Source organism: Pseudomonas sp. GW822-FHT02D10 (assembly GCF_058802345.1).
In genome coordinates this window covers 103,547-130,445 of record NZ_JBXAOB010000010.1, presented here as the reverse complement: position 1 = coordinate 130,445, position 26,899 = coordinate 103,547, and the positions used below count along the sequence as shown (strand labels likewise).

General features: G+C 57.8%; 28 protein-coding genes. 16 read left to right on the top strand and 12 right to left on the bottom strand.

Going from position 1 to position 26,899, the window contains the following annotated elements; genetic code table 11:
* Positions 1-122: 122 nt before the first annotated feature.
* From prpF to AC1RPZ_RS17675, 5 genes are all read right to left on the bottom strand, one after another.
* Positions 123-1,325, bottom strand: coding sequence for a 2-methylaconitate cis-trans isomerase PrpF (gene prpF / locus AC1RPZ_RS17695; protein ID WP_493138265.1), 1,203 nt, complete (start codon positions 1,323-1,325; stop codon positions 123-125).
* Positions 1,326-1,377: 52 nt separating this feature from the next.
* The gene (acnD, locus tag AC1RPZ_RS17690; RefSeq protein ID WP_493138264.1) at positions 1,378-3,972 is read right to left on the bottom strand and encodes a Fe/S-dependent 2-methylisocitrate dehydratase AcnD; all 2,595 of its coding nucleotides are present in this window, start codon (positions 3,970-3,972) and stop codon (positions 1,378-1,380) included.
* Between the two features lie 204 nt (positions 3,973-4,176).
* A complete protein-coding gene (gene prpC, locus AC1RPZ_RS17685) occupies positions 4,177-5,304 on the bottom strand; it encodes a bifunctional 2-methylcitrate synthase/citrate synthase (protein WP_493138263.1) in 1,128 nt (375 codons plus the stop codon).
* Between the two features lie 56 nt (positions 5,305-5,360).
* Positions 5,361-6,251: a methylisocitrate lyase gene (gene prpB, locus AC1RPZ_RS17680; RefSeq protein WP_493138262.1), complete on the bottom strand. Its 891-nt coding sequence runs from the start codon at positions 6,249-6,251 to the stop codon at positions 5,361-5,363.
* Positions 6,248-6,970 (bottom strand): GntR family transcriptional regulator, encoded by a 723-nt coding sequence (locus AC1RPZ_RS17675; protein WP_123425615.1) that lies wholly within the window; start codon positions 6,968-6,970, stop codon positions 6,248-6,250. The genes prpB and AC1RPZ_RS17675 overlap by 4 nt, the downstream gene beginning before the upstream one ends.
* A gap of 270 nt (positions 6,971-7,240) precedes the next feature.
* Here AC1RPZ_RS17675 and rloA point away from each other — a divergent pair, with 270 nt between their 5' ends.
* The 4 genes from rloA to pabB all read left to right on the top strand — a co-directional run bounded on the left by rloA (position 7,241) and on the right by pabB (position 11,885).
* Entirely contained in the window at positions 7,241-7,777 is a 537-nt protein-coding gene (gene rloA / locus AC1RPZ_RS17670; protein ID WP_493138261.1) for a retropepsin-like aspartic peptidase RloA, read from the top strand.
* Positions 7,778-7,782: 5 nt separating this feature from the next.
* On the top strand, positions 7,783-9,315 hold the full coding sequence (gene rloB, locus AC1RPZ_RS17665; RefSeq protein WP_493138260.1) for an osmotic stress tolerance membrane protein RloB: 1,533 nt from the start codon (positions 7,783-7,785) through the stop codon (positions 9,313-9,315).
* Complete coding sequence (locus AC1RPZ_RS17660) at positions 9,315-10,301, top strand: alpha-L-glutamate ligase-like protein (protein ID WP_493138259.1); 987 nt, start codon at positions 9,315-9,317, stop codon at positions 10,299-10,301. Before rloB ends, AC1RPZ_RS17660 begins: the two co-directional genes overlap by 1 nt.
* 240 nt (positions 10,302-10,541) lie before the next feature.
* Entirely contained in the window at positions 10,542-11,885 is a 1,344-nt protein-coding gene (gene pabB, locus AC1RPZ_RS17655; protein ID WP_493138258.1) for an aminodeoxychorismate synthase component I, read from the top strand.
* Positions 11,886-11,978: 93 nt separating this feature from the next.
* Here the strand turns inward: pabB and thrH are convergent, their stop codons facing one another.
* Positions 11,979-12,596 carry a bifunctional phosphoserine phosphatase/homoserine phosphotransferase ThrH gene (thrH, locus tag AC1RPZ_RS17650; protein ID WP_493138257.1) on the bottom strand — a complete coding sequence of 206 codons (618 nt, stop codon included), beginning with the start codon at positions 12,594-12,596 and terminating at the stop codon, positions 11,979-11,981.
* A 174-nt stretch (positions 12,597-12,770) separates the two neighbouring features.
* Between thrH and AC1RPZ_RS17645 the strand changes: the two genes are divergently transcribed.
* A complete protein-coding gene (locus AC1RPZ_RS17645) occupies positions 12,771-13,505 on the top strand; it encodes a phosphoadenylyl-sulfate reductase (RefSeq protein WP_493138256.1) in 735 nt (244 codons plus the stop codon).
* Between the two features lie 73 nt (positions 13,506-13,578).
* Here the strand turns inward: AC1RPZ_RS17645 and AC1RPZ_RS17640 are convergent, their stop codons facing one another.
* Positions 13,579-14,502 (bottom strand): LysR family transcriptional regulator, encoded by a 924-nt coding sequence (locus tag AC1RPZ_RS17640; protein WP_493138255.1) that lies wholly within the window; start codon positions 14,500-14,502, stop codon positions 13,579-13,581.
* Between the two features lie 125 nt (positions 14,503-14,627).
* On the opposite strand from AC1RPZ_RS17640, the gene AC1RPZ_RS17635 reads away from it, so the two are divergent.
* Positions 14,628-15,374 carry a 3-oxoacyl-ACP reductase family protein gene (locus tag AC1RPZ_RS17635; protein ID WP_493138254.1) on the top strand — a complete coding sequence of 249 codons (747 nt, stop codon included), beginning with the start codon at positions 14,628-14,630 and terminating at the stop codon, positions 15,372-15,374.
* Positions 15,375-15,458: 84 nt separating this feature from the next.
* Here AC1RPZ_RS17635 and AC1RPZ_RS17630 read toward each other — a convergent pair whose 3' ends face one another.
* Positions 15,459-16,151, bottom strand: coding sequence for an HAD-IA family hydrolase (locus AC1RPZ_RS17630; RefSeq protein WP_493138253.1), 693 nt, complete (start codon positions 16,149-16,151; stop codon positions 15,459-15,461).
* A gap of 254 nt (positions 16,152-16,405) precedes the next feature.
* Between AC1RPZ_RS17630 and AC1RPZ_RS17625 the strand changes: the two genes are divergently transcribed.
* Both AC1RPZ_RS17625 and AC1RPZ_RS17620 read left to right on the top strand, forming a co-directional pair.
* Entirely contained in the window at positions 16,406-16,660 is a 255-nt protein-coding gene (locus AC1RPZ_RS17625) for a type II toxin-antitoxin system RelE family toxin (protein WP_493138252.1), read from the top strand.
* A complete protein-coding gene (locus AC1RPZ_RS17620; RefSeq protein WP_493138251.1) occupies positions 16,641-16,967 on the top strand; it encodes a helix-turn-helix domain-containing protein in 327 nt (108 codons plus the stop codon). The genes AC1RPZ_RS17625 and AC1RPZ_RS17620 overlap by 20 nt, the downstream gene beginning before the upstream one ends.
* Before the next feature lie 132 nt (positions 16,968-17,099).
* Here the strand turns inward: AC1RPZ_RS17620 and AC1RPZ_RS17615 are convergent, their stop codons facing one another.
* Positions 17,100-17,444: a bacteriocin gene (locus tag AC1RPZ_RS17615; RefSeq protein WP_493138250.1), complete on the bottom strand. Its 345-nt coding sequence runs from the start codon at positions 17,442-17,444 to the stop codon at positions 17,100-17,102.
* Between the two features lie 270 nt (positions 17,445-17,714).
* On the bottom strand, positions 17,715-17,906 hold the full coding sequence (locus tag AC1RPZ_RS17610; protein WP_493138249.1) for a hypothetical protein: 192 nt from the start codon (positions 17,904-17,906) through the stop codon (positions 17,715-17,717).
* Positions 17,907-18,164: 258 nt separating this feature from the next.
* Between AC1RPZ_RS17610 and AC1RPZ_RS17605 the strand changes: the two genes are divergently transcribed.
* From AC1RPZ_RS17605 to AC1RPZ_RS17585, 5 genes are all read left to right on the top strand, one after another.
* Positions 18,165-18,359: a hypothetical protein gene (locus tag AC1RPZ_RS17605; protein WP_493138248.1), complete on the top strand. Its 195-nt coding sequence runs from the start codon at positions 18,165-18,167 to the stop codon at positions 18,357-18,359.
* Positions 18,360-18,567: 208 nt separating this feature from the next.
* Positions 18,568-19,986 (top strand): MocR-like pyridoxine biosynthesis transcription factor PdxR, encoded by a 1,419-nt coding sequence (gene pdxR / locus AC1RPZ_RS17600; RefSeq protein ID WP_493138334.1) that lies wholly within the window; start codon positions 18,568-18,570, stop codon positions 19,984-19,986.
* Positions 19,987-20,173: 187 nt separating this feature from the next.
* Complete coding sequence (locus tag AC1RPZ_RS17595) at positions 20,174-20,611, top strand: carboxymuconolactone decarboxylase family protein (protein WP_493138247.1); 438 nt, start codon at positions 20,174-20,176, stop codon at positions 20,609-20,611.
* Between the two features lie 11 nt (positions 20,612-20,622).
* Entirely contained in the window at positions 20,623-21,063 is a 441-nt protein-coding gene (locus tag AC1RPZ_RS17590; protein WP_493138246.1) for a cupin domain-containing protein, read from the top strand.
* 562 nt (positions 21,064-21,625) lie between these two features.
* Positions 21,626-22,204 carry a DUF4337 domain-containing protein gene (locus AC1RPZ_RS17585; RefSeq protein ID WP_493138245.1) on the top strand — a complete coding sequence of 193 codons (579 nt, stop codon included), beginning with the start codon at positions 21,626-21,628 and terminating at the stop codon, positions 22,202-22,204.
* Positions 22,205-22,388: 184 nt separating this feature from the next.
* Here the strand turns inward: AC1RPZ_RS17585 and AC1RPZ_RS17580 are convergent, their stop codons facing one another.
* Complete coding sequence (locus AC1RPZ_RS17580) at positions 22,389-22,724, bottom strand: hypothetical protein (protein ID WP_493138244.1); 336 nt, start codon at positions 22,722-22,724, stop codon at positions 22,389-22,391.
* Positions 22,725-23,144: 420 nt separating this feature from the next.
* On the opposite strand from AC1RPZ_RS17580, the gene osmE reads away from it, so the two are divergent.
* The 3 genes from osmE (at position 23,145) to AC1RPZ_RS17565 (ending at position 25,959) form a co-directional block, all read left to right on the top strand.
* On the top strand, positions 23,145-23,507 hold the full coding sequence (gene osmE, locus AC1RPZ_RS17575) for an osmotically-inducible lipoprotein OsmE (protein ID WP_493138243.1): 363 nt from the start codon (positions 23,145-23,147) through the stop codon (positions 23,505-23,507).
* 142 nt (positions 23,508-23,649) lie between these two features.
* On the top strand, positions 23,650-24,192 hold the full coding sequence (locus AC1RPZ_RS17570; RefSeq protein WP_493138242.1) for an Hsp20/alpha crystallin family protein: 543 nt from the start codon (positions 23,650-23,652) through the stop codon (positions 24,190-24,192).
* A gap of 219 nt (positions 24,193-24,411) precedes the next feature.
* Positions 24,412-25,959 (top strand): sensor domain-containing diguanylate cyclase, encoded by a 1,548-nt coding sequence (locus tag AC1RPZ_RS17565; RefSeq protein ID WP_493138241.1) that lies wholly within the window; start codon positions 24,412-24,414, stop codon positions 25,957-25,959.
* Positions 25,960-26,049: 90 nt separating this feature from the next.
* On the opposite strand, the gene AC1RPZ_RS17560 is transcribed toward AC1RPZ_RS17565, so the two are convergent.
* Entirely contained in the window at positions 26,050-26,886 is an 837-nt protein-coding gene (locus tag AC1RPZ_RS17560) for an IclR family transcriptional regulator (RefSeq protein ID WP_493138240.1), read from the bottom strand.
* Positions 26,887-26,899: the final 13 nt, after the last annotated feature.

Here is a 26,899-nt window from a genome sequence, read left to right as displayed (position 1 = left end):
GGTCAATTGTAGGAGCGAGCTTGCTCGCGATGGCGGCGTGACAGCCAACATAGATACTGAATGTTATGGCCTCATCGCGAGCAAGCTCGCTCCCACAGGGTTCACTTCAGGTTTGTATTACCTCAGAAAGAGTCTCCCGGCACACGCACCCAGCCTTCCATCAACACCCGCGCACTGCGGCTCATGATGGCTTTGGTCACGGTCCATTCGCCGTCGACCAGATGAGCTTCGGCGCCGACGCGCAAGGTGCCCGACGGATGCCCGAAACGCACAGCATTGCGTGGAATACCACCGGCAGCGAGGTTGACCAGCGTGCCGTCAATCGCCGCTGCGGTGCCGATGGCCACGGCAGCCGTACCCATCATCGCGTGGTGCAACTTACCCATGGACAGCGCGCGGACCAGCAGATCGACATCGCCTGCTACCACCGGTTTACCGCTGGAAGCGAGGTAATCGGCGGGCCGTGCAACGAACGCTACCTTGGGGGTGTGCTGACGCTTGGCGGCGTCTTCAAGATTCTGGATCAAGCCCATGCGCAGCGCGCCGTGCGCCCGAATGGTCTCGAACATCGCCAGCGCTTTCGGGTCGCCATTGATGTCGCCCTGCAACTCGGTGCCGGTGTAACCGATGGCCTCGGCATTGAGGAAAATGGTCGGGATGCCGGCGTTGATCATGGTCACCTTGAGGGTGCCAACACCTGGCACTTCAAGATCATCGACCAGATTACCGGTCGGGAACATCGAGCCACCTGCGCCCTCTTCCTCGGCCGCCGGGTTCATGAATTCGAGTTGCACTTCAGCGGCTGGAAAGGTCACGCCATCGAGTTCGAAATCACCGGTTTCCTGCACCGCACCGTCGGTGATCGGCACATGGGCGATGATGGTCTTGCCGATATTGGCCTGCCAGATGCGCACCACCGCCACGCCGTTGTGCGGGATGCGACGGGCCTCTACCAGGCCGCTGCTGATGGCGAACGAACCGACCGCCGCCGAGAGGTTGCCGCAGTTGCCGCTCCAATCGACAAAAGGCTTGTCGATGGAGACCTGACCGAACAGGTAATCGACGTCGTGATCAGCCTTGATGCTCTTGGACACAATCACTGTTTTGCTGGTGCTGGAAGTCGCCGCGCCCATGCCGTCGATTTGCTTTTCATACGGGTCGGGGCTGCCGATCACTCGCAGCAGCAACGCATCGCGGGACGGGCCCGGAACCTGTGCCGATTCAGGCAAATCCTGCAAGCTGAAGAACACGCCTTTGCTGGTGCCGCCCCGCATGTAGGTGGCAGGGATTCTAATTTGAGGGGCGATCTGAGGTACGTGAGCCATGTGGGTCCTTATTGGCCAGCGCGGGACTTAAAATCCCGCGCGGCTCGTCGTATTAAACGGCAACAGCCGATTCAAGGAAGTCCTGGGCGAAACGCTGCAACACGCCACCGGCTTCGTAGATCGAGACTTCTTCAGCGGTATCGAGACGGCAAGTAACCGGCACCGAAACCTGTTCACCGCTCTTGCGGGTGATGACCAGGGTCAGTGTGGCGCGCGGAGTGCGCTCGCCGATCACGTCGAAGGTTTCAGTGCCGTCGATGCCCAGGGTCGTGCGGTCGGTGCCCGGTTTGAACTCCAGCGGCAACACGCCCATGCCTACCAGGTTGGTGCGGTGGATGCGTTCAAAACCTTCGGCAGCGATGGCTTCGACGCCCGCCAGACGCACACCCTTGGCGGCCCAGTCGCGGGACGAACCCTGACCGTAGTCTTGACCTGCAATGATGATCAGCGGCTGCTTGCGCTCCATGTAGGTTTCGATGGCTTCCCACATGCGCATGACCTGGCCTTCCGGCTCGACGCGCGCCAGCGAACCCTGCTTGACCTTGCCGTTTTCCTTAACCATTTCGTTGAACAGTTTCGGGTTGGCGAACGTCGCGCGCTGCGCGGTCAAGTGGTCACCCCGGTGAGTCGCGTAAGAGTTGAAGTCCTCTTCCGGCAAGCCCATTTTCGCCAGGTATTCACCGGCAGCGCTGTCGAGCATGATCGCGTTGGAGGGCGACAGGTGATCGGTGGTGATGTTGTCCGGCAGCACCGCCAGCGGGCGCATGCCCTTGAGCGGACGCGCCCCGGCCAGCGCACCTTCCCAGTACGGCGGACGGCGGATGTAGGTGCTCATCTCGCGCCAGTCGTACAGCGGCGCGACCTTCGGGCCGGTGTCTTCGTGGATGGCGAACATCGGGATGTAAACCTGGCGGAACTGCTCCGGTTTCACCGATGACTTGACCACGGCGTCGATCTCTTCGTCGCTCGGCCAGATGTCCTTGAGGCGGATTTCCTTGCCATCAGCCGTCAGGCCCAGCACGTCTTTTTCGATGTCGAAACGGATGGTCCCGGCAATCGCATACGCCACCACCAGCGGCGGCGACGCGAGGAACGCCTGCTTGGCGTACGGGTGAATCCGTCCGTCGAAGTTGCGGTTACCCGACAACACGGCAGTGGCGTACAGGTCGCGGTCGATGATCTCTTGCTGGATCACCGGGTCGAGTGCGCCGGACATGCCGTTGCAGGTGGTGCACGCGAATGCCACCACGCCAAAACCGAGTTGCTCCAGTTCGGTGGTCAGGCCGGCTTCATCCAGGTACAGCGCCACGGTTTTCGAACCGGGCGCCAGAGACGACTTGACCCATGGCTTACGGCTCAACCCAAGCTTGTTGGCATTGCGTGCCAACAGACCGGCAGCGATGACGTTGCGCGGGTTACTGGTGTTGGTGCAGCTGGTGATGGCGGCAATGATCACCGCACCGTCCGGCATCTGGCCGGGAACGTCGTCCCACTGACCGGAGATGCCTTGAGCCGCGAGATCCGAAGTAGCGACACGGGCGTGAGGATTGCTCGGCCCCGCCATGTTGCGCACCACCGACGACAGATCGAAGCTCAATCCGCGCTCGTATTGCGCGCCCTTCAGGCTGTCGGCCCAGAGACCGGTCTGCCGGGCATAGTTCTCCACTAACTGCACTTGCTCGTCTTCACGGCCGGTGAGTTTCAGGTAGTCGATGGTTTGCTGGTCGATGTAGAACATCGCCGCAGTGGCACCGTATTCCGGGGCCATGTTGGAAATCGTCGCACGGTCGCCGAGGGTCAGCTTTGATGCGCCTTCGCCGAAGAACTCCAGCCAGGCGCCGACGACTTTTTGCTGACGCAGAAATTCGGTCAGCGCCAGCACCATGTCGGTGGCGGTGATGCCCGGTTGCAGCTTGCCCGTCAGTTCGACACCGACGCTTTCCGGCAGGCGCATCCAGGACGCGCGGCCGAGCATCACGCTTTCAGCTTCCAGACCGCCGACACCGATGGCGATCACACCCAGCGCATCGACGTGCGGGGTGTGACTGTCGGTACCGACGCAGGTGTCGGGGAAGGCCACGCCATCGCGCACCTGAATCACCGGAGACATTTTCTCCAGGTTGATCTGGTGCATGATCCCGTTGCCCGGCGGGATCACGTCGACGTTCTTGAAGGCCTTCTTGGTCCAGTTGATAAAGTGGAAGCGGTCTTCGTTGCGACGGTCTTCGATGGCGCGGTTCTTTTCGAACGCCTCCGGATCAAAGCCACCGCGCTCAACGGCCAGAGAGTGGTCGACGATCAGTTGCGTTGGCACCACCGGATTCACTTGCGCAGGATCGCCACCTTGCAGGGCGATAGCGTCGCGCAGGCCGGCGAGGTCGACCAATGCGGTTTGGCCAAGAATGTCGTGGCACACCACACGGGCCGGGAACCACGGAAAGTCGAGGTCGCGTTTGCGCTCGATGAACTGCTTCAGGGAATCGGTGAGCGTGGCCGGGTCGCAGCGACGCACCAGGTTTTCCGCCAGCACGCGGGAGGTGTACGGCAGGGTGTCGTAGGCGCCGGGCTGGATGGCCTCGACTGCCGCGCGGACGTCGTAGTAATCCAGATGGCTGCCGGGCAGTGGTTTGCGAAATTCAGTGTTCATCGTCAGGACTCGGTCACGGTGATTGCATAGGAGGTGCCTGGCACCGGAACTGAAGTAACACCCAACCACTGTGGGAGCGAGCTTGCTCGCGATGACTGAGTCACATCCAACATCGATGTCGACTGACCCACCGCTATCGCGAGCAAGCTCGCTCCCACAGGGTCCTGGGTTTTATCCAGTAACCGGCGTTTAAGCGTCCACCACTCAGCGTTGTTCGATTGGCACGAACTTGCGCTGTTCGACGCCGACGTACTCGGCGCTCGGGCGGATGATGCGGTTGTTGGCGCGCTGTTCGAACACATGCGCCGCCCAGCCGGTCAGGCGCGAGCAGACGAAGATCGGCGTGAACAGCTTGGTCGGTATGCCCATGAAGTGGTACGTCGAGGCATGGTAGAAGTCAGCGTTGGGAAACAGTTTCTTCTGCTCCCACATGGTCTTGTCGATAGCTTCGGACACCGCGAACAGGACCTTGTCGCCGGCTTCGTCAGCGAGCTTTTTCGACCAGCCCTTGATCACTTCATTACGCGGATCATTGTCTTTGTAGATCGCGTGGCCGAAACCCATGATCTTGTCTTTGCGCTCGAGCATGGCGAGCGTGCCTTTGATCGCCTCTTGCGGCGACGCGAAGCGCTCGATCATTTCCATCGCCGCTTCGTTGGCGCCGCCATGCAGCGGACCACGCAAGGAACCGATGGCCGCGGTGACGCAGGAGAACAGGTCGGACAAGGTCGAAGCGCAGACCCGGGCGGTGAAGGTCGAGGCGTTGAACTCGTGTTCCGCGTAAAGGATCAGCGAAACGTTCATCACCTTGACGTGCAGCTCGCTCGGTTTCCTGTCGTGCAGCAGGTGCAGGAAATGGCCACCGATCGACTCTTCATCGGTCACGCAGTTGATGCGCTTGCCGTCGTGGCTGAAGCGATACCAGTAGCACATGATCGCCGGGAACGCGGCCAGCAGCCGGTCGGTTTTGTCGTGTTGCTCAGAGAAGTTCTGCTCCGGCTCAAGGTTGCCCAAAAACGAGCAACCGGTGCGCATCACGTCCATCGGGTGCGCGTCCGCCGGGATGCGTTCGAGCACTTCCTTCAGCGCTTGCGGCAGGTCACGCAACTTGCCCAGTTTGCTGATGTAGGCCGCCAGCTGCGCCTTGTTCGGCAGTTCGCCATACAGCAGCATGTAGGCCACTTCTTCGAAATGCGCTTGCGCCGCCAGTTCGCGAACGTCATAGCCGCGATAGGTCAGGCCTGCGCCTTCTTGTCCCACGGTGGACAGGGCGGTTTGCCCGGCCACCTGGCCACGCAGCCCGGCGCCACTCAATACTTTTGCTTCGGCCATTGCTGTCTCCAATCTTGAATTTGTTAGGGAATCGGCAAGTTGTGTACAACCGCGTCTTACTTCTTCGCAGCAAACAACGCATCGAGCTTCTGTTCGAAGGTGTGGTAATCAATGCGATCGTAAAGCTCCATGCGGGTCTGCATGGTGTCGATGACGTTCTGTTGAGTACCGTCGCGGCGGATCGCGGTGTAGACGTTTTCCGCGGCTTTGTTCATCGCGCGGAAGGCCGACAGCGGGTAGAGCACCAGCGACACATCGGCGGCTTTCAGTTGTTCGGTGGTGTACAGCGGCGTGGCGCCGAACTCGGTGATGTTGGCCAGGATCGGCGCTTTGACGCGGCTGGCGAACAGCTTGTACATCTCAAGTTCGGTGATGGCTTCCGGGAACACCATGTCGGCGCCGGCTTCGATGCACGCCGCGGCGCGATCCAGTGCCGACTCCAGACCTTCCACCGCCAGGGCATCGGTGCGGGCCATGATCACGAAGCTGTCATCGGTGCGCGCATCGACGGCAGCCTTGATGCGGTCGACCATTTCCTGCTGGGAAACGATTTCCTTGTTCGGACGGTGACCGCAGCGCTTGGCGCCGACCTGGTCTTCGATGTGAATCGCCGCCGCGCCGAACTTGATCATCGACTTCACGGTGCGCGCGACGTTGAACGCCGAGGAACCAAAACCGGTGTCCACGTCCACCAACAGCGGCAGGTCGCAGACATCGGTGATCCGGCGTACGTCGGTCAACACGTCATCGAGTCCGGTAATCCCCAGGTCCGGCACACCGAGAGAACCGGCAGCGACCCCGCCACCGGACAGGTAAATAGCCTTGAAACCGGCGCGCTTGGCCAGCAGCGCATGGTTGGCGTTGATCGTGCCGACCACTTGCAAAGGATGCTCGTTGGCAACCGCATCGCGGAAACGCTGGCCTGGTGTGCTCTTGTTGGAACTCATGACTCACCTCGTGGAGTGGCTGTCTGATGGGCGCCGTCCTGATAGTGACGGGCGATATTGCGTTTTGAAGCGCCGATGTGACGACGCATCAACAACTCGGCCAATTCACCGTCACGGTCGGCGATGGCATCGAGAATCCGGTGGTGCTCGGCAAACGCCTGGCGCGGCCGATTGGGCGTGGCGGAAAACTGGATGCGGTACATGCGCACCAGTTGATACAGCTCGCCGCAGAGCATTTGCGTCAGCGTGCGGTTGCCGCTGCCCTGAATGATCCGGTAATGGAAGTCGAAATCGCCTTCCTGCTGGTAATAGCCAACACCGGCCTGAAACGCCGCATCGCGTTCGTGGGTTTCCAGCACCCGGCGCAGTTCGTCGATTTCTTCGCTGGTCATGCGCTCGGCGGCCAGGCGACAGGCCATGCCTTCCAGAGACTCGCGAATTTCGTAAAGTTCAAGCAGTTCGGCGTGGCTCAGCGACACCACCCTGGCCCCCACGTGCGGGACGCGAACCAGCAGGCGCTGACCTTCCAGTCGATGGATCGCCTCACGCAACGGCCCGCGGCTGATGCCATAGGTGCGCGCCAGCTCAGGCTCGGAGATCTTGCTGCCCGGGGCGATCTCGCCTTTGACGATGGCCGCCTGAATGCGTCGGAAGACGTTTTCGGAAAGGGTTTCCGAATCGTCTGACGCCATCACGGGGGGATCGAGTTGATCCAGCATATTGTCGACACCTTATAAGCTAATGTGCCAAAAACTAACCAATATCAGGCAATCAGTCAAAGGAAAAAGAGCTATTGTCGACAATCGTCTAATAAACGCCTTAGGTAAAACCTAAGTAAAGGCCAGCCCCGCGGCTGGCGCCATAAAACCACCGTGCTAGAATGCCGCCCGCATTTGTCTGTCATCTTTTTATGGCAGGCATGAGAAGGAGCTTGTGCAGCAATGCCAGTCGCCTTGAACTGAAGAACGGACGGCACCGCGCCAGGATCTATGAGACTCAAGCCCTTCACCCTGCTGATCTGTCTACTCTGCCTGCCAGGTCTCGCGATCGCGGGCGAAAAGACTGTGTATGGCCTCAACGAGTACGCGCAGCTGGCAGGGATCGACCTGGAAGTCGCGGCCAAACTCGACACCGGGGCCAAAACCGCCTCCCTCAGTGCTCGCGACATCAAACGCTTCAAACGCAATGGCGAATCCTGGGTGCGCTTTTATCTGGCCATCGACACCGCCCATTCGCACCCTATTGAGCGTCCATTGGCGCGGGTCAGCAAAATCAAACGCCGCGCTGGCGACTTCGATCCCGAGGAAGGCAAGCAGTACACCGCTCGCCCGGTGATCGAGCTGGATATTTGCATGGGTACGGCGCTACGCAGCATAGAAGTGAACCTGACCGACCGAAGTGCATTCCAATACCCGCTTTTGATCGGCTCCGAAGCCTTGAAACGCTTTGATGCGCTGGTCGACCCCAGCCTTAAATACGCTGCTGGCAAACCCGCCTGCGCCGCCGACGCTCATACCGCAGAGTAATGCCCATGCGCTCTCTTACCCTCCACCTGAGAATCCTGATCGCCCTATTGATGGTGCTGGGCATTTCAGTGACGGCCTATCAGATTTTCGTGCTGGGCATTCCGGTGACCGAAGACGCCACCGACGACTTGTGGAACATCGACGCCAAGGTCCAGTTCGTCGCCAGTGCCAAAGATCCGGTCAAGATCCAGATGTTCGTGCCACCGCTGAGCCGCGATTACGTCAGCCTCAATGAAAGCTTTATTTCCAATAACTACGGTGTTGCGGTGAACCGCGTCGACGGCAACCGCAAAGTCACCTGGTCGGCACGTCGAGCCAAGGGCAACCAGACGCTTTACTACCGCCTGGTGCTGACCAAGCGCTACACCGGTGAAAAATCCAAAGTCAAAGGCCCGACCTTCCGCGACAGCATCTCCGTCGAAGGCCCGGAGAAAATCGCCGCTGACGCCCTGCTCGCACCGATCCGCCAGCACTCGGCAGACGTCGAGACCTTCATCGGCGAAGCGATCAAACGGGTCAACAACAGCAACGACGACAACGCCAAGATGTTGCTGGCAGGCGATACTTCGCCGACGCACAAGGCGAAAATCGTCGAGCTGCTGCTGTCCATCGCCCACGTACCGATGGAAAAGGTCCACACCATCCGCCTGGTGGCCGATCAGCCGCAAATCCCGGAACTCTGGCTGCGCAGCTTCAACGGCACCGACTGGCTGTACTTCAACCCGGAAACCGGTGAACAAGGCCTGCCAACCGACCGCCTGCTGTGGTGGACCGGCGATGACAGCCTGATCACCGTCGAGGGCGGCAAGAAAGCCAACGTCACCTTCAGCCTGAACAACAGCGAAATGAACGCCATTCGCCTGGCCAAGCTGACCGACGAAAATACCAACGCCAGCTTCCTTGATTACTCGCTGTACGGCCTGCCGCTGCAGACCCAGCAAACCTTCATGATCATGGTGATGATCCCGATCGGCGTACTGGTGATCCTGATCCTGCGTAACCTGGTCGGCTTGCAGACCCTCGGCACCTTTACCCCGGTGCTGATTGCTCTGGCTTTCCGCGAAACCGGGCTGGGCTTTGGTATCGCGCTGTTTACAGTGATCACGGCGCTGGGGCTGTCGCTGCGCTCCTACCTTGAGCACCTGAAGCTGCAAATGCTCCCCAGACTGTCGGTGGTGCTGACCTTCGTCGTGGTGCTGATTGCCGCCATCAGCCTGTTCAGCCACAAGCTTGGCCTGGAGCGCGGGTTGTCGGTGGCCTTGTTCCCGATGGTGATTCTGACCATGACCATCGAACGCCTGTCGATCACCTGGGAAGAACGCGGTGCCGGCCATGCGTTGAAAGTCGCGCTTGGCACGCTGTTCGCCGCCGCTCTGGGACACCTGATCATGAGTATTCCGGAACTGATTTATTTTGTGTTCACCTTCCCGGCGATCCTGTTGATTCTGGTGAGTTTCATGCTGGCCATGGGTCGCTATCGCGGCTACCGCCTGACCGAGCTCATGCGCTTCAAAGCCTTCGTCAGGGCTGATTCGTAATGTTCGGTTTCTGGAAGACCTGGAAGGCCCTGCACGCTCGGGGCATCATGGGCATCAATCGGCGCAACGCGGACTACGTACTCAAGTACAACAAGCGCAGCCTGTACCCGATTGTCGATGACAAGATCATCACCAAGGAACGCGCGATCAAGGCCGGCATTCATGTACCGGAAATGTACGGGGTGATCTCCACCGAGAAGGAAATCGACAAGCTCGGCGAGATCATCGGCAACCACAGCGACTTCGTGATCAAACCGGCGCAGGGTGCCGGCGGTGACGGTATCCTGGTGATCGCCGACCGCTTCGAAGGCCAGTACCGCACGGTTTCCGGAAAGATCATCAGCCATGAAGAAATCGAACATCAGATTTCCAGCATTCTGACTGGCCTGTATTCCCTGGGCGGCCACCGCGACCGTGCGCTGATCGAATACCGGGTGATTCCCGACCAGATCTTCAAAAGCATCAGTTATGAAGGCGTGCCGGACATCCGCATCATCGTGCTGATGGGCTACCCGGTGATGGCCATGCTGCGTTTGCCAACCCGGCAGTCCCATGGCAAGGCCAACCTGCACCAGGGCGCTATCGGCGTCGGCGTCGACCTGGCCACCGGCCTGACACTGCGCGGCACCTGGATGAACCGAATCATTGCCAAACACCCGGACACCGCCAACCCGGTGGATGACGTGCAATTGCCCTACTGGGACGGTTTCATGAAGCTCGCCGCCAGTTGTTATGAGCTGTGTGGCCTGGGTTACATCGGCGTCGACATGGTGCTGGACCAGGAAAAAGGTCCGCTGATTCTCGAGCTCAACGCGCGCCCTGGGCTGAACATTCAGATTGCCAATGACTGCGGGTTGACCCAGCGCACCCATGCGGTCGAGGCGCGTCTTGAAGAGCTGAAGGCCAGAGGCATTACCGAAACTCCGCAAGAGCGGGTGGAGTTTGTTCAAGAGATGTTTAGGCATATCCCCTCGGTTGACGGCTGATTCCAGACCGAGGTGCACCCATCGTCGGAACGCCGCCCGGAGCAAGCTCGCTCCCACACTGGATCTGTGTCGCACCAAAGATCTAAATGTGGGAGCGAGCCTGCTCGCGATGGCGGCCTGACAGCCACCAAAACCTTCAGCCCTGCCTCCAACCTGCCAATCACCGACATCCCCTCTAGGAGCAATTCCCGCAGAGGACTACAATCGCCACCCCGCGTCGATGGCTGATCTGCCCCGCTCATGTTGACCTGCTCCGTATACCCGCTTCCCTATCGCGCCAACCCCGCCGAGTATTTCGCGGCGATTCGTCATGCCCCGGGCAGTGTACTGCTCGACAGCGGCCGGCCGAGTGCCGAACGCGGACGTTATGACCTGCTCAGCGCCTGGCCGTTGGCAACACTGGCGGTGTCGCCTGACGAAAGTGGCGGCGCGTTCCTGCAACGCCTGCGTGACACGCTGGGCCGACTCGGCGACGCCGCGATACCAGAACCCTACAAGTTGCCGTTCGCGGGTGGCTTGATCGGCTACCTCAGTTACGATTTCGGCCGTCACCTGGAAGCCCTGCCCTCTCAGGCTCACGATGACTTGCAACTGCCCGACGCGCGCTTTGGCCTGTATGACTGGGCGCTGATCAGCGATCACCTGATCGGCAGCAGCCAATTGGTATTCCATCCAAACCTGATCGAAACCGAGCGCCAGCGTCTGATCGAACTGTTCAGCCAGCCCACGACTGCGGCTGCCGCACCGTTCACCCTGAGCGGCGCCATGAGCCCCGACCTCAGCGCCAGCGACTATCAGCAGGCGTTCGTGCGTATTCAGCAGTACATCCAGGCCGGCGACTGCTATCAGGTCAACTTTGCGCAACGCTTTCGCGCGCAGTGTGAGGGTGATCCGTGGACCGCGTATTGCGCGCTGCGGGCAGCCTGCCCGACACCGTTCTCAGGTTTCCAGAGCTTGCCCGGCGGCGGCGCGGTGCTGAGCCTGTCGCCGGAGCGTTTCGTCAAAGTCAGCGACGGTCATGTGGAAACCCGGCCGATCAAAGGCACCCGCCCGCGTGGGCAAAACGCCGCCGAAGACGCAGCCAACGCCGCCGAACTGTTGGCCAGCCCCAAGGATCGCGCGGAAAACCTGATGATCGTCGACCTGTTGCGCAACGATCTGGGTCGCACCTGCCGCATTGGCTCGGTGCGCGTGCCAGAATTGTTCAGCCTGGAAAGCTACCCGAACGTGCATCACCTGGTGAGCAGCGTCACCGGCGAATTGGCTGACAACAAAGACGCCCTGGACCTGATCGCCGGCAGCTTCCCCGGCGGCTCGATCACCGGCGCGCCGAAGATCCGCGCCATGCAGATCATCGACGAACTGGAGCCAACCCGCCGTGGTTTGTACTGCGGCTCGCTGCTGTATCTGGATGTACGCGGAGAGATGGACAGCTCGATCGCCATCCGCAGCTTGCTGGTCAAGGAGGGTCAGGTCTGCTGCTGGGGCGGTGGCGGGATCGTCGCCGATTCGGACTGGCAGGCCGAGTATCAGGAGTCGATCACCAAGGTGAAAGTATTGCTCGAAACCCTGCAAAACCTTTAAAAACATCGCGAGCAGGCTCGCTCCCACAGGTACAGCGTTGTCCTTGTGGGAGCGAGCCTGCTCGCGATAGCGCCATCAGCCCCGACACATGACTTACAGGCTCAGTTCGCGATTCGAGGCCTTGAGAAATTCCAGCTTCAGCTCGGCAAAGCTGTGCACCGCCGGGAACTGCGGGAATTCGCGGATCACGTTATCTGGCGCGTGGAACAGAATCCCGGCGTCCGCCTCACCCAGCATGCTGGTGTCGTTGTACGAATCACCGGCCGCGATCACCCGATAGTAGAGGCTCTTGAAGGCCAACACCGACTGACGCTTGGGGTCTTTCTGACGCAGTTGATAGCCCGTCACCCGACCGGTTTCGTCAGTCATCAGACGATGGCAGAGTAAGGTCGGAAAACCCAATTGACGCATCAGCGGCTGGGAAAACTCGTAGAACGTGTCGGAAAGGATCACCACCTGAAAGCGCTCACGCAGCCAGTTGACGAACTCGATGGCACCGTCCAGCGGCTTCAGGGTGGCGATCACTTCCTGAATGTCGGACAGCTTCAGGCCGTGCTCGTCGAGGATGCGCAGGCGCTGCTTCATCAGCACGTCGTAATCGGGAATATCCCGGGTGGTTGCCTTGAGGGATTCAATCCCGGTTTTTTCGGCAAAGGCGATCCAGATTTCCGGGACCAAAACACCTTCCAGATCGAGACAGGCAATTTCCACAAGACACTCCCATTTATACTGATTATTGAGTTGAGCGAGCAAAAGGACTGCCGAACTCTAGCGAGTCGTACCGACCGACGCAACGCAGACGAGCCCCCCTGTCGCCTCGGGTTTTTGCTACCATCGCCACTATATAGAGCGCTTAGCGCCACCGACCTGTAGGAAACCGCCCTGATGAGCCCATCGTTCGACGTCACTGAACTCGCCGCGACCTATGCCACCAAATCCGCCCAGGACATTCTCAAACTGGCTTTTGCCGAGTTCGGGGATGATCTTTGGATCTCCTTCAGCGGCGCCGAAGACGTGGTGCTGGTGGACATGGCCTGGAAGATCAACAAGAACGTCAAAGTCTTCAGCCTCGACACCGGACGCCTGCATCCGGAAACCTATCGCTTCATCGATCAGGTGCGCGAGCACTACAAGATCGAGATTGAACTGGTCTCGCCGGACCATACAAAGCTCGAACCGTTCGTCAAAGAAAAAGGCCTGTTCAGCTTCTACAAGGATGGTCATGGCGAATGCTGCGGCATCCGCAAGATCGAACCACTGCGTCGCAAGCTGTCCACCGTCAGCGCCTGGGCCACCGGCCAGCGCCGTGATCAGAGCCCGGGCACCCGCAGCCAGGTTGCCGTACTGGAAGTCGACAGCGCGTTCTCGACGCCGGAACGCACCCTGTACAAATTCAACCCACTGGCACAAATGACCAGCGAAGAGATCTGGGGCTACATCCGCATGCTGGAGCTGCCGTACAACAGCCTGCATGAGCGCGGTTTCATCAGCATTGGCTGCGAGCCGTGCACCCGCCCGGTGTTACCAAACCAGCACGAGCGCGAAGGTCGCTGGTGGTGGGAAGAAGCCACGCAGAAAGAATGCGGCTTGCACGCGGGTAACATCATCCAGAAAGCCTGATCCCCTGCCCTGCAAAATCCCCTGTGGGAGCAAGCTCGCTCCCACAGGATCTGCACTCGGCCAGGAGACCTGCTCAGACGGCGCTGAATCGCTGCGCCCATTGCTGCTCGGCAAACTGCTCGATGATGAAATCAACGAACGCTCGCGTCTTGCCCGGCAGCAGTTTGTGTTCGGCGTAGTAGATCGAGATGTTGCCGTCATCGACATACCAGTCCGGCAGCACGCGCTGCAAGGTGCCGACATTCAGGTAACCGACGGCGAACGGCATGCTCACCAGCGCAATGCCCAAACCTTGCACCGCAGTGGCGCAAGCGGCTTCGGAGTCACTCATGGTCATCCGCGCCTTGAGGTTCAGCGGGCTGTGTTCCTGACGACGGCTGGTCAGTTGCCAGGAACGCACCCGGCCGGTCTGCGGTGAACGAATCAGAATCCCGTCGCAGTAGCGTAAATCATCCGGTTCACGAATCACCTCGCGCCGGGCCAGATAATCGCTGGATGCCACCAGCACTCGGTGGGCCGGCGTCAGCTTGCGTGCGACCACCCCTTGCGGCAGTTCAAAACCGCCACCAATCGCCGCGTCGAAGCCTTGGCCGATCAGATCGACCTGGCGGTTATCGAAATGCCAATCCGGGTTGATCGCCGGGAAACGTCGCAAAAACTCGCCCAGCAGCGGCACGATGTACAGCCGCCCAAACACCGTGCCCATACTGACTTTCAGCGTCCCGGCCGGACGCCCTTCGGCGCTGGCCAGATTGGCCACCGCGTTCTGAATGGTGTGCAGGCTGGCACTGACTTCGCCGAGAAACAGCTGACCGGCTTCGGTCAACGTCAGGCTGCGCGTACTGCGCTGAAACAGCCGAACGCCCAGGCGCGCCTCAAGCTTGGCGACACTTTTGCCCACCGCCGCCGGGGTCAGGCTCAAGCGCCGCGCGGCTTCGGCAAAGCTGCCGACCTCGGCGCTGCGAACAAAGCATTCGATACTGCTGAAGGTTTCCATGGCGGCCACTATAAACTTTTGGTTTACACAGACTATAGCAATGACCGTCTACACAGCAGGTAATCCAATATCGATACTAGGCCCCATCAACCGAGACATCTCGCCTCGGGACTTTGGAGATCGACATGACCACTCAAAACCTCAGCGGTAAAGTAGCTCTGATCCAGGGCGGTTCCCGCGGCATCGGTGCCGCCATTGTTAAACGCCTGGCCGCTGAAGGCGCAGCGGTCGCCTTCACTTACGTCAGCTCCGCTGCCAAGGCCGAAGAATTGCAGAACAGCATCACCGCGACCGGCGGCAAAGCCCTGGCCATCAAAGCCGACAGCGCTGATGCAGTAGCCATTCGCAATGCGGTAAACACCACAGTCGAAACCTTTGGTCGCCTCGATATTCTGGTCAACAACGCAGGTGTGCTGGCCATTGCCCCACTGGAAGATTTCAAACTCGAAGACTTCGACCAAACGCTGGCAATCAACGTACGCAGTGTGTTCATCGCGACTCAAGAGGCCGCCAAACACATGACCGAAGGCGGTCGCATCATCAACATCGGCAGCACCAACGCCGACCGCATGCCCTTCGCCGGTGGTGGCCCTTACGCCATGAGCAAGGCGGCTCTGGTCGGACTGACCAAAGGCCTGTCCCGCGACTTGGGCCCACGGGGCATCACCATTAACAACGTGCAACCTGGCCCGGTCGATACCGACATGAACCCGGCCCACGGCGATTTCGCCGAGAGCCTGATCCCGTTGATGGCCGTTGGTCGTTACGGCAACGCCTCCGAGATCGCCGGTTTCGTCGCCTACCTCGCAGGCCCGGAAGCCGGCTACATCACCGGTGCCAGCCTGACCATCGACGGTGGTTTTGGCGCCTGATTCACCGCCCTCGCACCGTAAAAACAAAACGCCGGGTAACCTTTGATCAGGTTGCCCGGCGTTTTGTCGTTCAGCGTTTGCCCGTTATCTCAGCTCGAGTGCCGGCAAGCCGTACGCGTGCGGCTGGAAGGCCTTTAACGTACGAAGAATGCTGTCGGCATGCGCATACTTTTCATCAGCCATGGCCGCATCCGGCACAGCAATCGCGGTCATCCCCGCGGCTTTTGCTGCGGTGACGCCAAACGGTGAATCTTCAAACACCAGGCAATCCTGCGGCGCCACACCCAGACGTCGCGCGGCGGTAAGGAAAATATCCGGTGCTGGTTTCGCCGCGCCCACCTCAGGGTCATCAGCAGTCACGATAGTGTCGAACAGCACAAACCAATCGCCATGCAACGTGGTTTTCTGCCCGAATGACTGACTCGAAGAGCTGGTACCCACGGCAATCGGAATATTGTTCGCCTTCAAATGCTGAACCAACTCCTGCGCCCCCGGCATTGCCAGCGCCCGTGGAAAACGTTCACGCATCAGCGGTTCGCGGATCACCAGAAACTCTTCGGCGCTGATCGGCAGATCCAGCGCCTCGACGACATAGCGCGCCAGATCATCGGCACCACGACCGATGATGTTCTGTTTGATGCTCCAGTCGAACGTTCGGCCGTAGCGTTCGGCAATGATTTGTGTGACCTCGGTGTAAATGCCCTCGGTATCGAGCAGCAGACCATCCATATCGAAAATCACGGCCTTGATCGGGCCGAAGTCGAGCGGTGCATTCATCGCATCTGATCCGTTATCAACACAACATTCCGGGAGGCGGCTCAGGTACGGCCAGTGCCTTGATCGATCGAAGAGGGATCGATTAAAGGGTCCGGTAGCATAGCTAGCGCGGTTCACATGCAGCAACTGTTTGCCGCCTCTCGACTTCAGATCACGGCCTAGGGTGTGTAGCGAGCGCAAGGAAAGCGCTGCGCGGTTACTTATAGAAATATAAGAAAGCCATTGAATGACTTATGGAAGACTTATTAATATCCATGAACGAAATCTACTGGATCCGCAAAGCCGTAAAGCAACTGCTCAGAGTACACACGGAGCACCGGGCCCAAATCCGCGATGCCGTAACGCAGCCGGAGCGCATGCCCGACGCAATCAACGTCAAGGCGCTGGCCCTGCACAATTGCGGGTATCGCCTCAGAGTCGGTCACTACCGGGTTCTGTTTGACTGGGACGGCTCGGTCCAGGTGGTCAGCATTCAAGAGGTCAAAAAACGTGACGAACGCACCTACTGACATACAAATCATCAACGGCCCGGACGGCGAACCGGCCTTTGTGGTCATTCCCTACCAGCAGTATGTCGCTCAACACGGCGGTACCGAGCTGATTCCTCATCAAGTGGTCAGTCGTATCGTCGACGGCGCCACCCCAATCCGCGCCTGGCGCGAACACTTGAACCTGACTCAGGAGGAAGTGGCAAAACGAATGGGGATTTCACAACCCGCGTTCGCCCAGCAGGAGGCGGTGAACAAACCGCGCCGCGCAACCCGGGAAAAAATCGCCATGGCGTTCGGGATCAGGGCTGATCTGTTGGAGTTGTGAAGTCAGAGTCATTGCGGACTGTGGGTTCTGGTAGCGCACTAGCATGGGGGGGCTTGGGGTCGAGTGACCCAGAACGAAAAAACCCGGCAATTAGCCGGGCTTTTGCAAATCGAACCGCTGGAATCAGTGCCCCTACTTGCCCATGAGCGCACCGCCGGCTGCGCCACCAAGGCCAGCACCAATGGTAGAACCGGTCTTGCCGCCCAGCTTGTTGCCGATGACCGAACCACCCGCCGCGCCTACACCGCCGCCGATTGCAGCTTTAGCGCGGTGGCCCTTGCTCGCGCCGGCAGCACTGCCCGCCGCGCCTGCAACGCCTGCACCAATCGCCGCGCCGGTGCTGCCACCGAGCTTCTGACCGACCACGTTACCCAGCGCACCACCCAGGCCGCCGCCGAGCGCTGCGCTGCCATCACCGGCCATTGCGCCTTGAGCGACCAGAAGACCCAGAACCAGAGCAGGCAAAGTTAAACGCATGACATGAACCTCAAAAAGGGTGCTGATTAGTAATAAATTGGATGCTGTAAAAGGCAGCCGGATCAGTCAATGAACCAGCTCAACCCTCCCGAGCGCGAGGGTTGGACAGTTTATACGCAAAGAGTTTTATCGAAGACGAAAAAAAAGCCCGCAGGGGAGACGGGCTAATGGAATTGCTTTTTAACGGATGAGTTGAGCCTACGGATGTGATTGTGAAAGAAGCGTGAAAGAAACGTCCGACAATCAATAACGTTGATACAGCCCTTTCGGTTACTTGCGTACAGGCGCTGCGACCTTCGGCATAAACGGTTTTGCGGTGGTTTTTGTCACCGCTGGCAGCCTGGCCCTCCCCGGCTTGGTCGGCGTTTCACCAAACCCCGCTACATAATCTGTCTGACCACACTGCACACAATTGTTGACCGGATACTCAGCGCCATCATCTTCAATGTAAGGATTGCTCATCTATCAGTCCCTCCAGCCAGATCGATACCGGCAAGCAACTGATTGCCTTAAAAATACCGACCTTCAAGGTTTTTGAGACTAGCCGGTCATTACCGGACCAGTGATTCAAATACGAAACACCCGACGAACGGCCAGGAAAAGCCTCTGACCTCACCGATCCGCTTCTGACAGATAAAACGCCAATCAGCTTTACTTGCTAAGGACTGTTGCAACCCGGGTCCAGCTGATGGTTTTGGTGTTAAGCGCACAGGAGGTTGTATGACGGTATTTTTACTGCTGTACCTGTGCACTGACGCCTCCCGCACTGACTGCCAGGTGATACCCGTCGAACACTGGGTACGCGCTGACGCTTACAAACAATGCATTGCTGCCGCCAAACAGCTAACGACGGATCTCACCGCCAAGAATCGTAAGACCAATTACTTTGTCTGTGAAACGCAAGTCAGCCAGTGATTCTCAGATTTATTTTTGGAAGTCGTAGCCACTGCGTCAGGAACTCTTCGCTAACCCGTCCCGACTGATACACCCCATTCCCACCAGCGCCGCTTCAACCGCCTCATCCAAAGGTGTACCTAAGTAATGGCTGCCGTGTGAGCACCGAGCCGCCTATAAATGGGAGCACGCCTAGAACTTGCACCCGTTTATGCCAGAATGCTGTGGTATGGAAATACACATTACCTTGCAGGGCCAGACCGATTTATCTGGCCAAATTTATCGCCAGTTGCGCGCTGGTATTATTGACGGCCGCCTGGCTGCAGGCGAGCGTTTGCCCTCCACCCGCGATTTGGCCGGGCAGTTGGGCGTATCGCGCAAAACCACGCTGGATGTATTTGAGCGACTACTGTCTGAGGGTCTTTTGCAATCACGCCTCGGCGACGGCACCTTTGTGGCTGACGGCTTGCAACGCGTGCCGGTCAGTCACCCTATTATCCAGCACGCGCGCCCAACAGCCCTGTGGGAAGCGATGCCTGCGGCGCTCTCCATGCCTCGCCACGGCACCACCCCACCGCTGGATTTTCTGGGCGGGGTAACCGATAAATCGCGATTTCCGTTTGAACCATGGCGGCGTTGTCTAAACCACGCCATAAGGCTGCAAGCCCGCGAGCGTGGCACTTACCACGACCCGGCCGGTGAACAAGAGTTGCGCCTCGGTATCTCGCGCTATCTCGCGTTTAGTCGCGCAGTGGTGAGCAACTGGCAAGATGTCATCGTTACTCAGGGAGCACAGCAGGCACTGGATTTACTGGCGCGGGTGCTGGTGAACCCTGGCGATATTGTGGCCATGGAAGAACCCGGCTATCCCCCCGCGCGCGCTTGCTTTACCGCTATGGGCGCCAAGGTAGTGAGCGTGCCAGTCGATACCGAGGGCATGCTGGTAAGCCAGCTACCTCAGGGTGCACGGCTTATTTATGTAACGCCATCACACCAGTTTCCGCTGGGCATGCCATTAAGCCTGGAGCGCCGCGTTGCCTTGCTTGAATGGGCACAAAACGCCGGCGCAGTGATCGTCGAAGACGACTACGACGGTGAGTTCCGCTTTGAGGGCCGCCCGCTAGAATCGCTTAAGAGCCTGGATCGCAGCGGGCTGGTAGCCTACGTGGGCACTTTTTCCAAAACCATCTTCCCCGAGTTACGTATCGGCTATGTGGTGCCGCCCCTCACGCTGATAGCTGCCCTGATCAAGGCTAAACAGATTGTGGACTGGCACACCGCCACGCTCACTCAGGCGGCCTTGGCGCGCTTTATGCTTGACGGTGATTTCGCCAAGCACCTGCGACGCATCCACAAACAATACGAAGCCCGGCGCGAAGCGCTGCTGCGGCATTTGCGTGGGCCGCTCGCTCCGTGGTTTGAGCCGATTGTGCCGGCCGCAGGTATCCACCTCACAGCGTTGTTGAAGGCTGGTTTTAATGAAGCGGATGTAGTGAATGCCGCCCGTGACGTGGGGGTAGGCTTATATGGTATTTCCAATTTTTATGCCGATACGACTCCCCGGCCGGGTTTGCTATTTGGCTATGGCGGGATCAGTGCAGAAGAGATCGACACCGCGTTAGGAAAGTTGCTGCTAGCCCTGCGTTAGGGTGTGTCATTGCGTAGAGGGGTAACGGACCACGGTGGAGGCTTTTTTTGGGCGTTTCGCATTTTAGCGCGACGCTACTGGTTACCTGAAAATACGCAGAAATGGCCATTTCTGCCTACTGGTTCCGCGATTAACCTTGCTCCTGTCCGCGCAGTTTATTGCGCCTTACCCCGACTGGAGCACGATCATGGAACAACGTCTCGACTTCTACAAAGCCAATGGCCACGCCATCAAAGCCATGATTGGCCTGGAAGAGCGCATCGGCAAATCTGCATTGGAAAAATCCCTGGTAGAGCTGGTGCGCCTGCGTGCCTCGCAAATCAATGGCTGCGCATTTTGCGTTGATATGCACTCTAGCGATGCCCGCAAAGGCGGCGAAACCGAACGCCGCCTGGCCACCACCGTAGTCTGGCGTGAAACCCCCTTCTTTACTGACCGCGAGCGCGCTGCGCTTGAATGGACAGAGGCCTTGACTCTGGTGTCGGTAGACCATGTACCAGACTCCGTATGGACCGCCGTGCGCCCCTACTTCAGCGATGAGGAAATTGTCGATCTCACCTTGCTGGTGATTGCGATCAATGGTTGGAACCGCATGGCCATCGGCTTCCGTAAGACCCCAGCCTGAGGAGCATGATCATGCGCAATGTCAAACACGCTACGTTACCTCTAAGTCGCGTATTGGCTGCGACATTCGCAGTCGCGCTGACGTTCGTCCTGCCTGTCGCACATGCGCACGATGCAGGCGAGGAAACGGTTACCCCGGTTATGAAACAGGATATTCCTAAAAATGCGGGGGATCATGTCTTGCTGGCCACGGTGAGTTACGCACCGGGTCAGGCATCCAAAGCCCATTTGCACGTCGGACCGATATTTGCCTATGTGCTGGAAGGACATGTCACCTCGCAATTAGGCGATGGCCCGCTCAAAACCTATGGCCCTGGCGAGAACTGGTATGAAACACCGGGAACGCATCACACGGTATCGCGCAATGCCAGCGACACCGAGAGCGCCAAGCTGTTGGTGTTTGCAATCGTGGATGGCGCGAACCCCATTAAACAGCCTCTCCCGGCACCATAAACTTGCTCATCTCTTGGCTGATAGCGATTGAGCTCCCGTACGCTCGCCATATGAGCAAGCGTATGGGTATCCAGTCGATCAGTCTTGACTCACTGCCCTGTGGACCTGGCGAACTCACGGGCTTGTCGAGGGTTGACCCGCACCCTGGGAAAACCTGCGGCATAGAGCGCCTCCAAGGCCTTCAACTCGTATCAGCCCATTGCTTCCAGAACAACCTGCTCAGGCGCGAAAGGCCTCAGCCAGTCGATCACCTGGCTCCATCCAGCAGGGTCATTGGAGGCGTGTAGCCGTGGCTTATGTCCATGCACTCCCACATCGGGGAGTCCTTGCTCACATCGATACCCGCGCCTATGCAATTCATGGCGATCGCCTCTAGTCTGGTGACGTCGAGAGTTCTCCTCGTCAGCCCAGCCTTATCTACGAGTGGGGTTACCGTCGGATAAAGATGAAAACCTCATAGTTTCCAGAAGTAAAAGTTCGAAAGCCCCTCATTGAGATAGCGCCTTTGACAAATACTACCGTTACAATTTGACACTTATTCACTCCGCAAAGACCAAAGTCCATGACTGAAGACTTCGAAGTCCCTAGCCCGCACGAAAAACATCTCGAACACGCTACCGAACACGCCCAGGCCCGCGGAGACAGTTTCGCCAGCAAGATCGCGGTGATGACGGCGATCATGGCGACCATCGGTGCCATGCTCAGCTATCAGGCGGGCTCCACGGAAAGCGAAGCGGCAATGGACAAAAACAACGCCGCCATCAAGAAAACCGAAGCCTCCAACCAGTGGAATTACTACCAGGCAAAATCCAGCCGACAAAACCTGTCGGAACTGGCGATTCACATTCCCGGCCTCGATGCCGCGCACTACACCGCTGAAGCGCAACGCTACAAGACCGAAAAAGAAGCGGTGCGCAAGCAGGCAGAGATACTCGAAGCGGAAGCTCGCGAGTGGGATGAAAAGTCAGAATTGGTATTGCACCAGCATCACCGCTGGGCGCAGGCAATGACGGCCATTCAGATTGCCATTTCGCTGGCAGCGATCACCTTGTTGACGCGCAAGGAATGGCTGAAAAGGGTCGCGTACAGTGCGGCGGGCATCAGCGTCGTGCTGGGTTCGCTGGCGTGGTTACATCTATAAGTTTTTGGCGGGGGAGCGACATCAGGTCATCGCTCCAACGTCAATTCATAAGGGTTGCGTACACACGCTAGCACCTGCGCGAGACACTGCCTGCAACTTGAGCGCCTACCGGCACGATTTCGCGGCAAGCAAGGTGCCCTGGTTCGAGATCACGGATGCCTTGTCGCTGCATGAAACCGCTGAGCTACAAACAGTTACGCAGTGACTTCAGCAGCGCGCCCGACTTGGCCCACGGCGGACCTTGATAAAGCGATATTCGACTCCCATTCTTGTACTTCACAATATCCAGAGTCTCGTCGGCGGTAATAACGCTTGGCGCAGTGATCCTGTAGCCGTTAGCAATTGCAATCTGAGTGGTTTTAGGGACCTCGCGCTGCCAGGCCGGCAGTACGCACTGTGCGTAGTCCTTGGGAACCTTGGCAGTGATCTCACTGACATTCGGTTCACCCGGCACCAAGGACGCTGGCAAAGAGCACCCCGCCAACGCTGCAACAGCAAGCGCGCCTATCAAAATTCGCATAATTGTTCCTTGCAATAAAATGTGGCAAATGTAACGCGAGGCCGAGTAGACATCCAGCGGAATTGGGGGGCCGCAGTGCGACGCTCGGTTCCAGAATTGAGAGCGATTTTATCGAAAAGGAACGTTTTCGCGCGCTTCTAAAAATCGGCCCAACTCCTTTTCGCAAGCCCCGCCTTCAGCCTCGACGTTTCGTCGCCTCGTCGTTGATAGCCTCTGGACCGTAGAGCACACTCCGAATCGCTGACGGAACCAGCCCCCAAACAGAAAGCCCACCACGCGTGGGCTTTCTGTTGTCTACCCTTCCCAGGCACGCCAATGCCTCAGCCCAGAGAATATTTGGCGCGCACCGCCGAACTCGACTTTAATTTTACTGATGCACCCAGGAGTTTCTTCACGACACTCACTATCGGGAGCCCAGTCATGAACACCCCTCTATTCGCACTGGTCGCCGTGTTATCTGCGGTGGCTGGATGCAGCTCTGATTCACAGGTCTATCGAGAGCAACCGCTGGTCGCAAAGGTCGAGATGGGCATGAGCAAGGATCAAGTTCAGCAAATCGGCGGGAAGCCTTTATCCATCAGTGAGCGCACCGTCGAGCCCGGCACCTGCTTTGACTACATGCTCACGCAAGCCGGCCAAAAGCACACGTTCAATGTCAGTTTTGATGGTCGAGGCAAAGTCGACCATAAGAGCTTTATGACGTGCGCGGAATGGAGTCATGTGCAGCAAAAGGCTAGAGAGCCATCCGGCAGTACGGGGGGGATGGGCGGTGGAGGATATTAGCGCTTAACAGCGGGGATGGATTTGTTTTGGCTGGGAAAACCGGCCTTGTAGGGCTTGGTAAGACGGTATATTTTTTTGAGGTGGGCAGGCGTCCGGGATGCTCGCAGCCCACCTGCGGACATTACCAAGAGGAGAGGTGAAAATGGCCAACTCCGTAAAGAAAATGCCGATCAACACTGAAGACAAAGCCAGTCAGCACCCGGTAACGACTGACCTTTGGCGTCCCCTGGAAAAACTGCGGCAACAGGTCGATCACCTGTTCGAAGACTTCAATCGAGGCTCAGGATTGTCGCCGTTCAGCCGCGGACTGTTTGATGTCGAGCCGTTCTGGCGGCGGGAATTTATCGGTCGCGGCCTACCTGCCGTGGATATTGCCGAGAAGGAAAAAAGCTTCGAAATCACTGCCGAATTACCGGGCATGGATCAGAAGAACATCGAGATCAAACTGTCCAACGGTAGCCTGATCATCAAAGGCGAAAAGAGAGAGGATAAGGAAGAGAACAGAAAGGGCTATCACCTTTCCGAGCGTCACTACGGTTCCTTCGAGCGGGTGTTCAACCTGCCAAAAGGGGTTGATGCCGACAAGATTGAAGCAAAATTCAGCAACGGTGTGCTGAGCATATCGCTGCCGAAAAAGCCCGAAGCCATAAAACCGGAAAAGATCGTGCCGATCAAAACCGAATGAGCCGGCGACAGACCAGCCCCTTGTCGGGAAACCGGCAAGGGGCTTTTCATTGTAGAGAGGGGGACGCGCAACGGTAGACGGTTGCCTGCGCTGTCGTCATTAAAAAATCAAAACGAGCGCATGGCCAGAAAAGCCGGAACCTCAGCCGAAAAAATCTCAACGATGTAAAAAAACTAGAATACGCTAAACGCTACTACCCAAGGATGACGGCAGAAATCAATGCTAATACAGAAGGCCTCAATTTTTGCCACCGAGTGGACGGATGCCAAACTCAAGGTCGGCCATGTAGTCCTTTTCGTTGCCGTCGTCTGCCTCTCATTGACAGCGATAAGCATCTGGGGCGTTTTCAACTCACTGGAGTACCATCTGCACGACAAAGAAACCGAGATGTCCAATCTTTCCAAGACGCTATCATCCAACATTGAGGCCACTCTAACTCAGGCCGACACAGTGCTTTTAGGCGTTAAGGAGCGTCTGGAAGCTGAAGGTGAAGACACGGAAAATTTAAAAAGGCTGGGCGAACTGCTTAAAGTACAACAAAAGCGCCTACCTCAAATACATGGCTTCTTTATCTATGATGAGCAAGGGCGCTGGCTACTTAATTCAAACGGCATACTCCCCGCCGGCGCAAATAACTCAGACCGCGACTATTTCATTTACCATCGTGACCATGCCGACTCCGGCCCTTATCTTGGCCCCTCAATACGCAGTCGCTCGACCAATGAATGGATCATGACTATATCCCGCAGAATCAACCATCCTGACGGGAGTTTTGCCGGGGTAACGATTGCTACCATTTATCTTGATTATTTTCTCAGCCTCTACGACGACGTCGACATGGGAACAAACGGAATCATCAATCTAGTGACATCACGCGGCAATATTCTGGTACGCAAACCATTTCACGACTCAGACATCGGCATTAACATATCAACTGGAGAAGTGTTCGCCCTACTAAAACCCGATGTAAATTCAGGCACTGCAACCATAAGGTCGTTTATCGACGGCGTGGAGCGAGTCATTGGTTTTCGACGTGTTGATGGATACCCGTTGATCGTCATCGCCGCTTTTGACAGAAATGAACTCCTCGCGGACTGGCGAAGCGAGTCTCTGGCCAGCTTATTCATATCCTCCATATTGCTAATAATCCTTAGCATCATAGGTTATCGACTGATCAAGCTGATGAGCCAGCACATTCAAGCGCAAAGAGAGTTACAGGCATCCCAAAAGAACTATATCGAAGCAAACAAAGCACTTGGATTAATGGCACTCGAAGATGGGCTTACAAAAATTGCCAACCGCCGTCATTTTGACTTATTTATAGAAGCTGAAATCAACCGCAAGAAACGCAAGTTAGACGGCACTGCGCTAATCATGATCGACATTGATTTTTTCAAAGCCTACAACGACCACTACGGACACGTACAGGGTGACGAATGCCTGAAGACGGTGGCGACAATAATTAAAAACCATGTCAACCGAATCGGCGATCTTGCCGCCCGATACGGTGGAGAAGAATTTGCCATTGTGCTTTCAAATACAGATTATGTTGGCGCTTTCCTGCTGGCTGAAAAAATACGACTCGATCTAGAACAAATTAAAATAGAACACATCAAGTCTCCGCTGGGAGTGATCACTGTCAGCATTGGCATTAGCGCACTCTCTGAAGAGGAAATTGGCACTCCCGAAAACCTGGTGGATACCGCCGACAAAGCGCTATACATCGCCAAGTCTAACGGGAGAAACAGGACAATTATTTCAAATTAATATTGATCGGCCTGAGGGGATTAGAAAAGCTTGATCAACACCGCCGTGACGGCGGCCACGGCGTAATCTCTATACACGCGAAATGAGATATCAGCCCTGCCCACCGAATATTTGTGAAGGCCGACGCAGGGTCGGATCAAACGGGTTGATCTTCGGTCCGATGGCCGCAGCCTCGCGCTTGAGCATTTCCACAACGGTAGGCAGCCGGTCCGGCCCCAATCGGTCACTGATGGTCGCCACGCTGAGCGCAGCCACGGCATGACCGTCGCGGTTGAGTATGGGAACGGCGAGACCTGCCATGCCTGGCAATGCACCCGTGTTGCGGGCGGCATAACCAAGGCGACGGACATTTTCCACCTCCGAGCGCAGGAACACCTCGTCATACAGGTGAAAGTCCTTGAGCCTGGGCAGGTTGTAGCGGATCACTGTCTCACGCTCCTCTTCGGGCAGGAACGCCAGAATCGCCAGACTGCCTTGCCCCACCCCCAAAGCCACCCGCCCGCCGATATCGCCGGTAAAGGTGCGGATCGGATAAGGCCCTTCACTGCGGTCCAGACAGATGGCATCGAAGCCGCTGCGTGCCAGGAGAAATAGCGAATCACCCAGCGAAGCACTGAGCCGCAGCATGCTTGGCCTGACCAGATCGCGCAGGTTGCCAGTGTTGCCGGCGCGGGCGGCCAAGGCAAAGAATTCCAGGCTCAGGCGGTAACGCTTGCTGCGCCCATCCTGCTCGACCATGCCTTCGTCCATGAGGCTGCGCAGCAAGCGATGGGTGGTCGGTTGCGACAAGCCGACCTGCTGCGCCAGTTGGGTCACCCGCTCACCACCTTCAGAGGCCGAGCCAAGCGTACGCAGTACGGCGAACAACCTTGAGACGCTACCAACACCGACTTCTTTGGCACTTTCATTCCGATCAGTGGAATTCATTTTGAATATTTCT

What these genes read in the sequence shown, in the direction of transcription:
- rloA (WP_493138261.1), top strand. Translation starts at nt 7,241, where the DNA reads ATGAGACTCAAGCCCTTCACCCTGCTGATCTGTCTACTCTGCCTGCCA.
- AC1RPZ_RS17675 (WP_123425615.1), bottom strand. Translation starts at nt 6,970, where the DNA reads ATGCTGGATCAACTCGATCCCCCCGTGATGGCGTCAGACGATTCGGAA.
- AC1RPZ_RS17605 (WP_493138248.1), top strand. Translation starts at nt 18,165, where the DNA reads ATGACGGTATTTTTACTGCTGTACCTGTGCACTGACGCCTCCCGCACT.
- pdxR (WP_493138334.1), top strand. Translation starts at nt 18,568, where the DNA reads ATGGAAATACACATTACCTTGCAGGGCCAGACCGATTTATCTGGCCAA.
- prpB (WP_493138262.1), bottom strand. Translation starts at nt 6,251, where the DNA reads ATGAGTTCCAACAAGAGCACACCAGGCCAGCGTTTCCGCGATGCGGTT.
- AC1RPZ_RS17580 (WP_493138244.1), bottom strand. Translation starts at nt 22,724, where the DNA reads ATGCGAATTTTGATAGGCGCGCTTGCTGTTGCAGCGTTGGCGGGGTGC.
- osmE (WP_493138243.1), top strand. Translation starts at nt 23,145, where the DNA reads ATGAACACCCCTCTATTCGCACTGGTCGCCGTGTTATCTGCGGTGGCT.
- prpC (WP_493138263.1), bottom strand. Translation starts at nt 5,304, where the DNA reads ATGGCCGAAGCAAAAGTATTGAGTGGCGCCGGGCTGCGTGGCCAGGTG.
- AC1RPZ_RS17660 (WP_493138259.1), top strand. Translation starts at nt 9,315, where the DNA reads ATGTTCGGTTTCTGGAAGACCTGGAAGGCCCTGCACGCTCGGGGCATC.
- pabB (WP_493138258.1), top strand. Translation starts at nt 10,542, where the DNA reads ATGTTGACCTGCTCCGTATACCCGCTTCCCTATCGCGCCAACCCCGCC.
- AC1RPZ_RS17635 (WP_493138254.1), top strand. Translation starts at nt 14,628, where the DNA reads ATGACCACTCAAAACCTCAGCGGTAAAGTAGCTCTGATCCAGGGCGGT.
- AC1RPZ_RS17630 (WP_493138253.1), bottom strand. Translation starts at nt 16,151, where the DNA reads ATGAATGCACCGCTCGACTTCGGCCCGATCAAGGCCGTGATTTTCGAT.
- AC1RPZ_RS17640 (WP_493138255.1), bottom strand. Translation starts at nt 14,502, where the DNA reads ATGGAAACCTTCAGCAGTATCGAATGCTTTGTTCGCAGCGCCGAGGTC.
- prpF (WP_493138265.1), bottom strand. Translation starts at nt 1,325, where the DNA reads ATGGCTCACGTACCTCAGATCGCCCCTCAAATTAGAATCCCTGCCACC.
- AC1RPZ_RS17585 (WP_493138245.1), top strand. Translation starts at nt 21,626, where the DNA reads ATGACTGAAGACTTCGAAGTCCCTAGCCCGCACGAAAAACATCTCGAA.
- AC1RPZ_RS17645 (WP_493138256.1), top strand. Translation starts at nt 12,771, where the DNA reads ATGAGCCCATCGTTCGACGTCACTGAACTCGCCGCGACCTATGCCACC.
- rloB (WP_493138260.1), top strand. Translation starts at nt 7,783, where the DNA reads ATGCGCTCTCTTACCCTCCACCTGAGAATCCTGATCGCCCTATTGATG.
- AC1RPZ_RS17570 (WP_493138242.1), top strand. Translation starts at nt 23,650, where the DNA reads ATGGCCAACTCCGTAAAGAAAATGCCGATCAACACTGAAGACAAAGCC.
- AC1RPZ_RS17565 (WP_493138241.1), top strand. Translation starts at nt 24,412, where the DNA reads ATGCTAATACAGAAGGCCTCAATTTTTGCCACCGAGTGGACGGATGCC.
- AC1RPZ_RS17610 (WP_493138249.1), bottom strand. Translation starts at nt 17,906, where the DNA reads ATGAGCAATCCTTACATTGAAGATGATGGCGCTGAGTATCCGGTCAAC.
- acnD (WP_493138264.1), bottom strand. Translation starts at nt 3,972, where the DNA reads ATGAACACTGAATTTCGCAAACCACTGCCCGGCAGCCATCTGGATTAC.
- AC1RPZ_RS17595 (WP_493138247.1), top strand. Translation starts at nt 20,174, where the DNA reads ATGGAACAACGTCTCGACTTCTACAAAGCCAATGGCCACGCCATCAAA.
- AC1RPZ_RS17560 (WP_493138240.1), bottom strand. Translation starts at nt 26,886, where the DNA reads ATGAATTCCACTGATCGGAATGAAAGTGCCAAAGAAGTCGGTGTTGGT.
- AC1RPZ_RS17590 (WP_493138246.1), top strand. Translation starts at nt 20,623, where the DNA reads ATGCGCAATGTCAAACACGCTACGTTACCTCTAAGTCGCGTATTGGCT.
- AC1RPZ_RS17615 (WP_493138250.1), bottom strand. Translation starts at nt 17,444, where the DNA reads ATGCGTTTAACTTTGCCTGCTCTGGTTCTGGGTCTTCTGGTCGCTCAA.
- AC1RPZ_RS17625 (WP_493138252.1), top strand. Translation starts at nt 16,406, where the DNA reads ATGAACGAAATCTACTGGATCCGCAAAGCCGTAAAGCAACTGCTCAGA.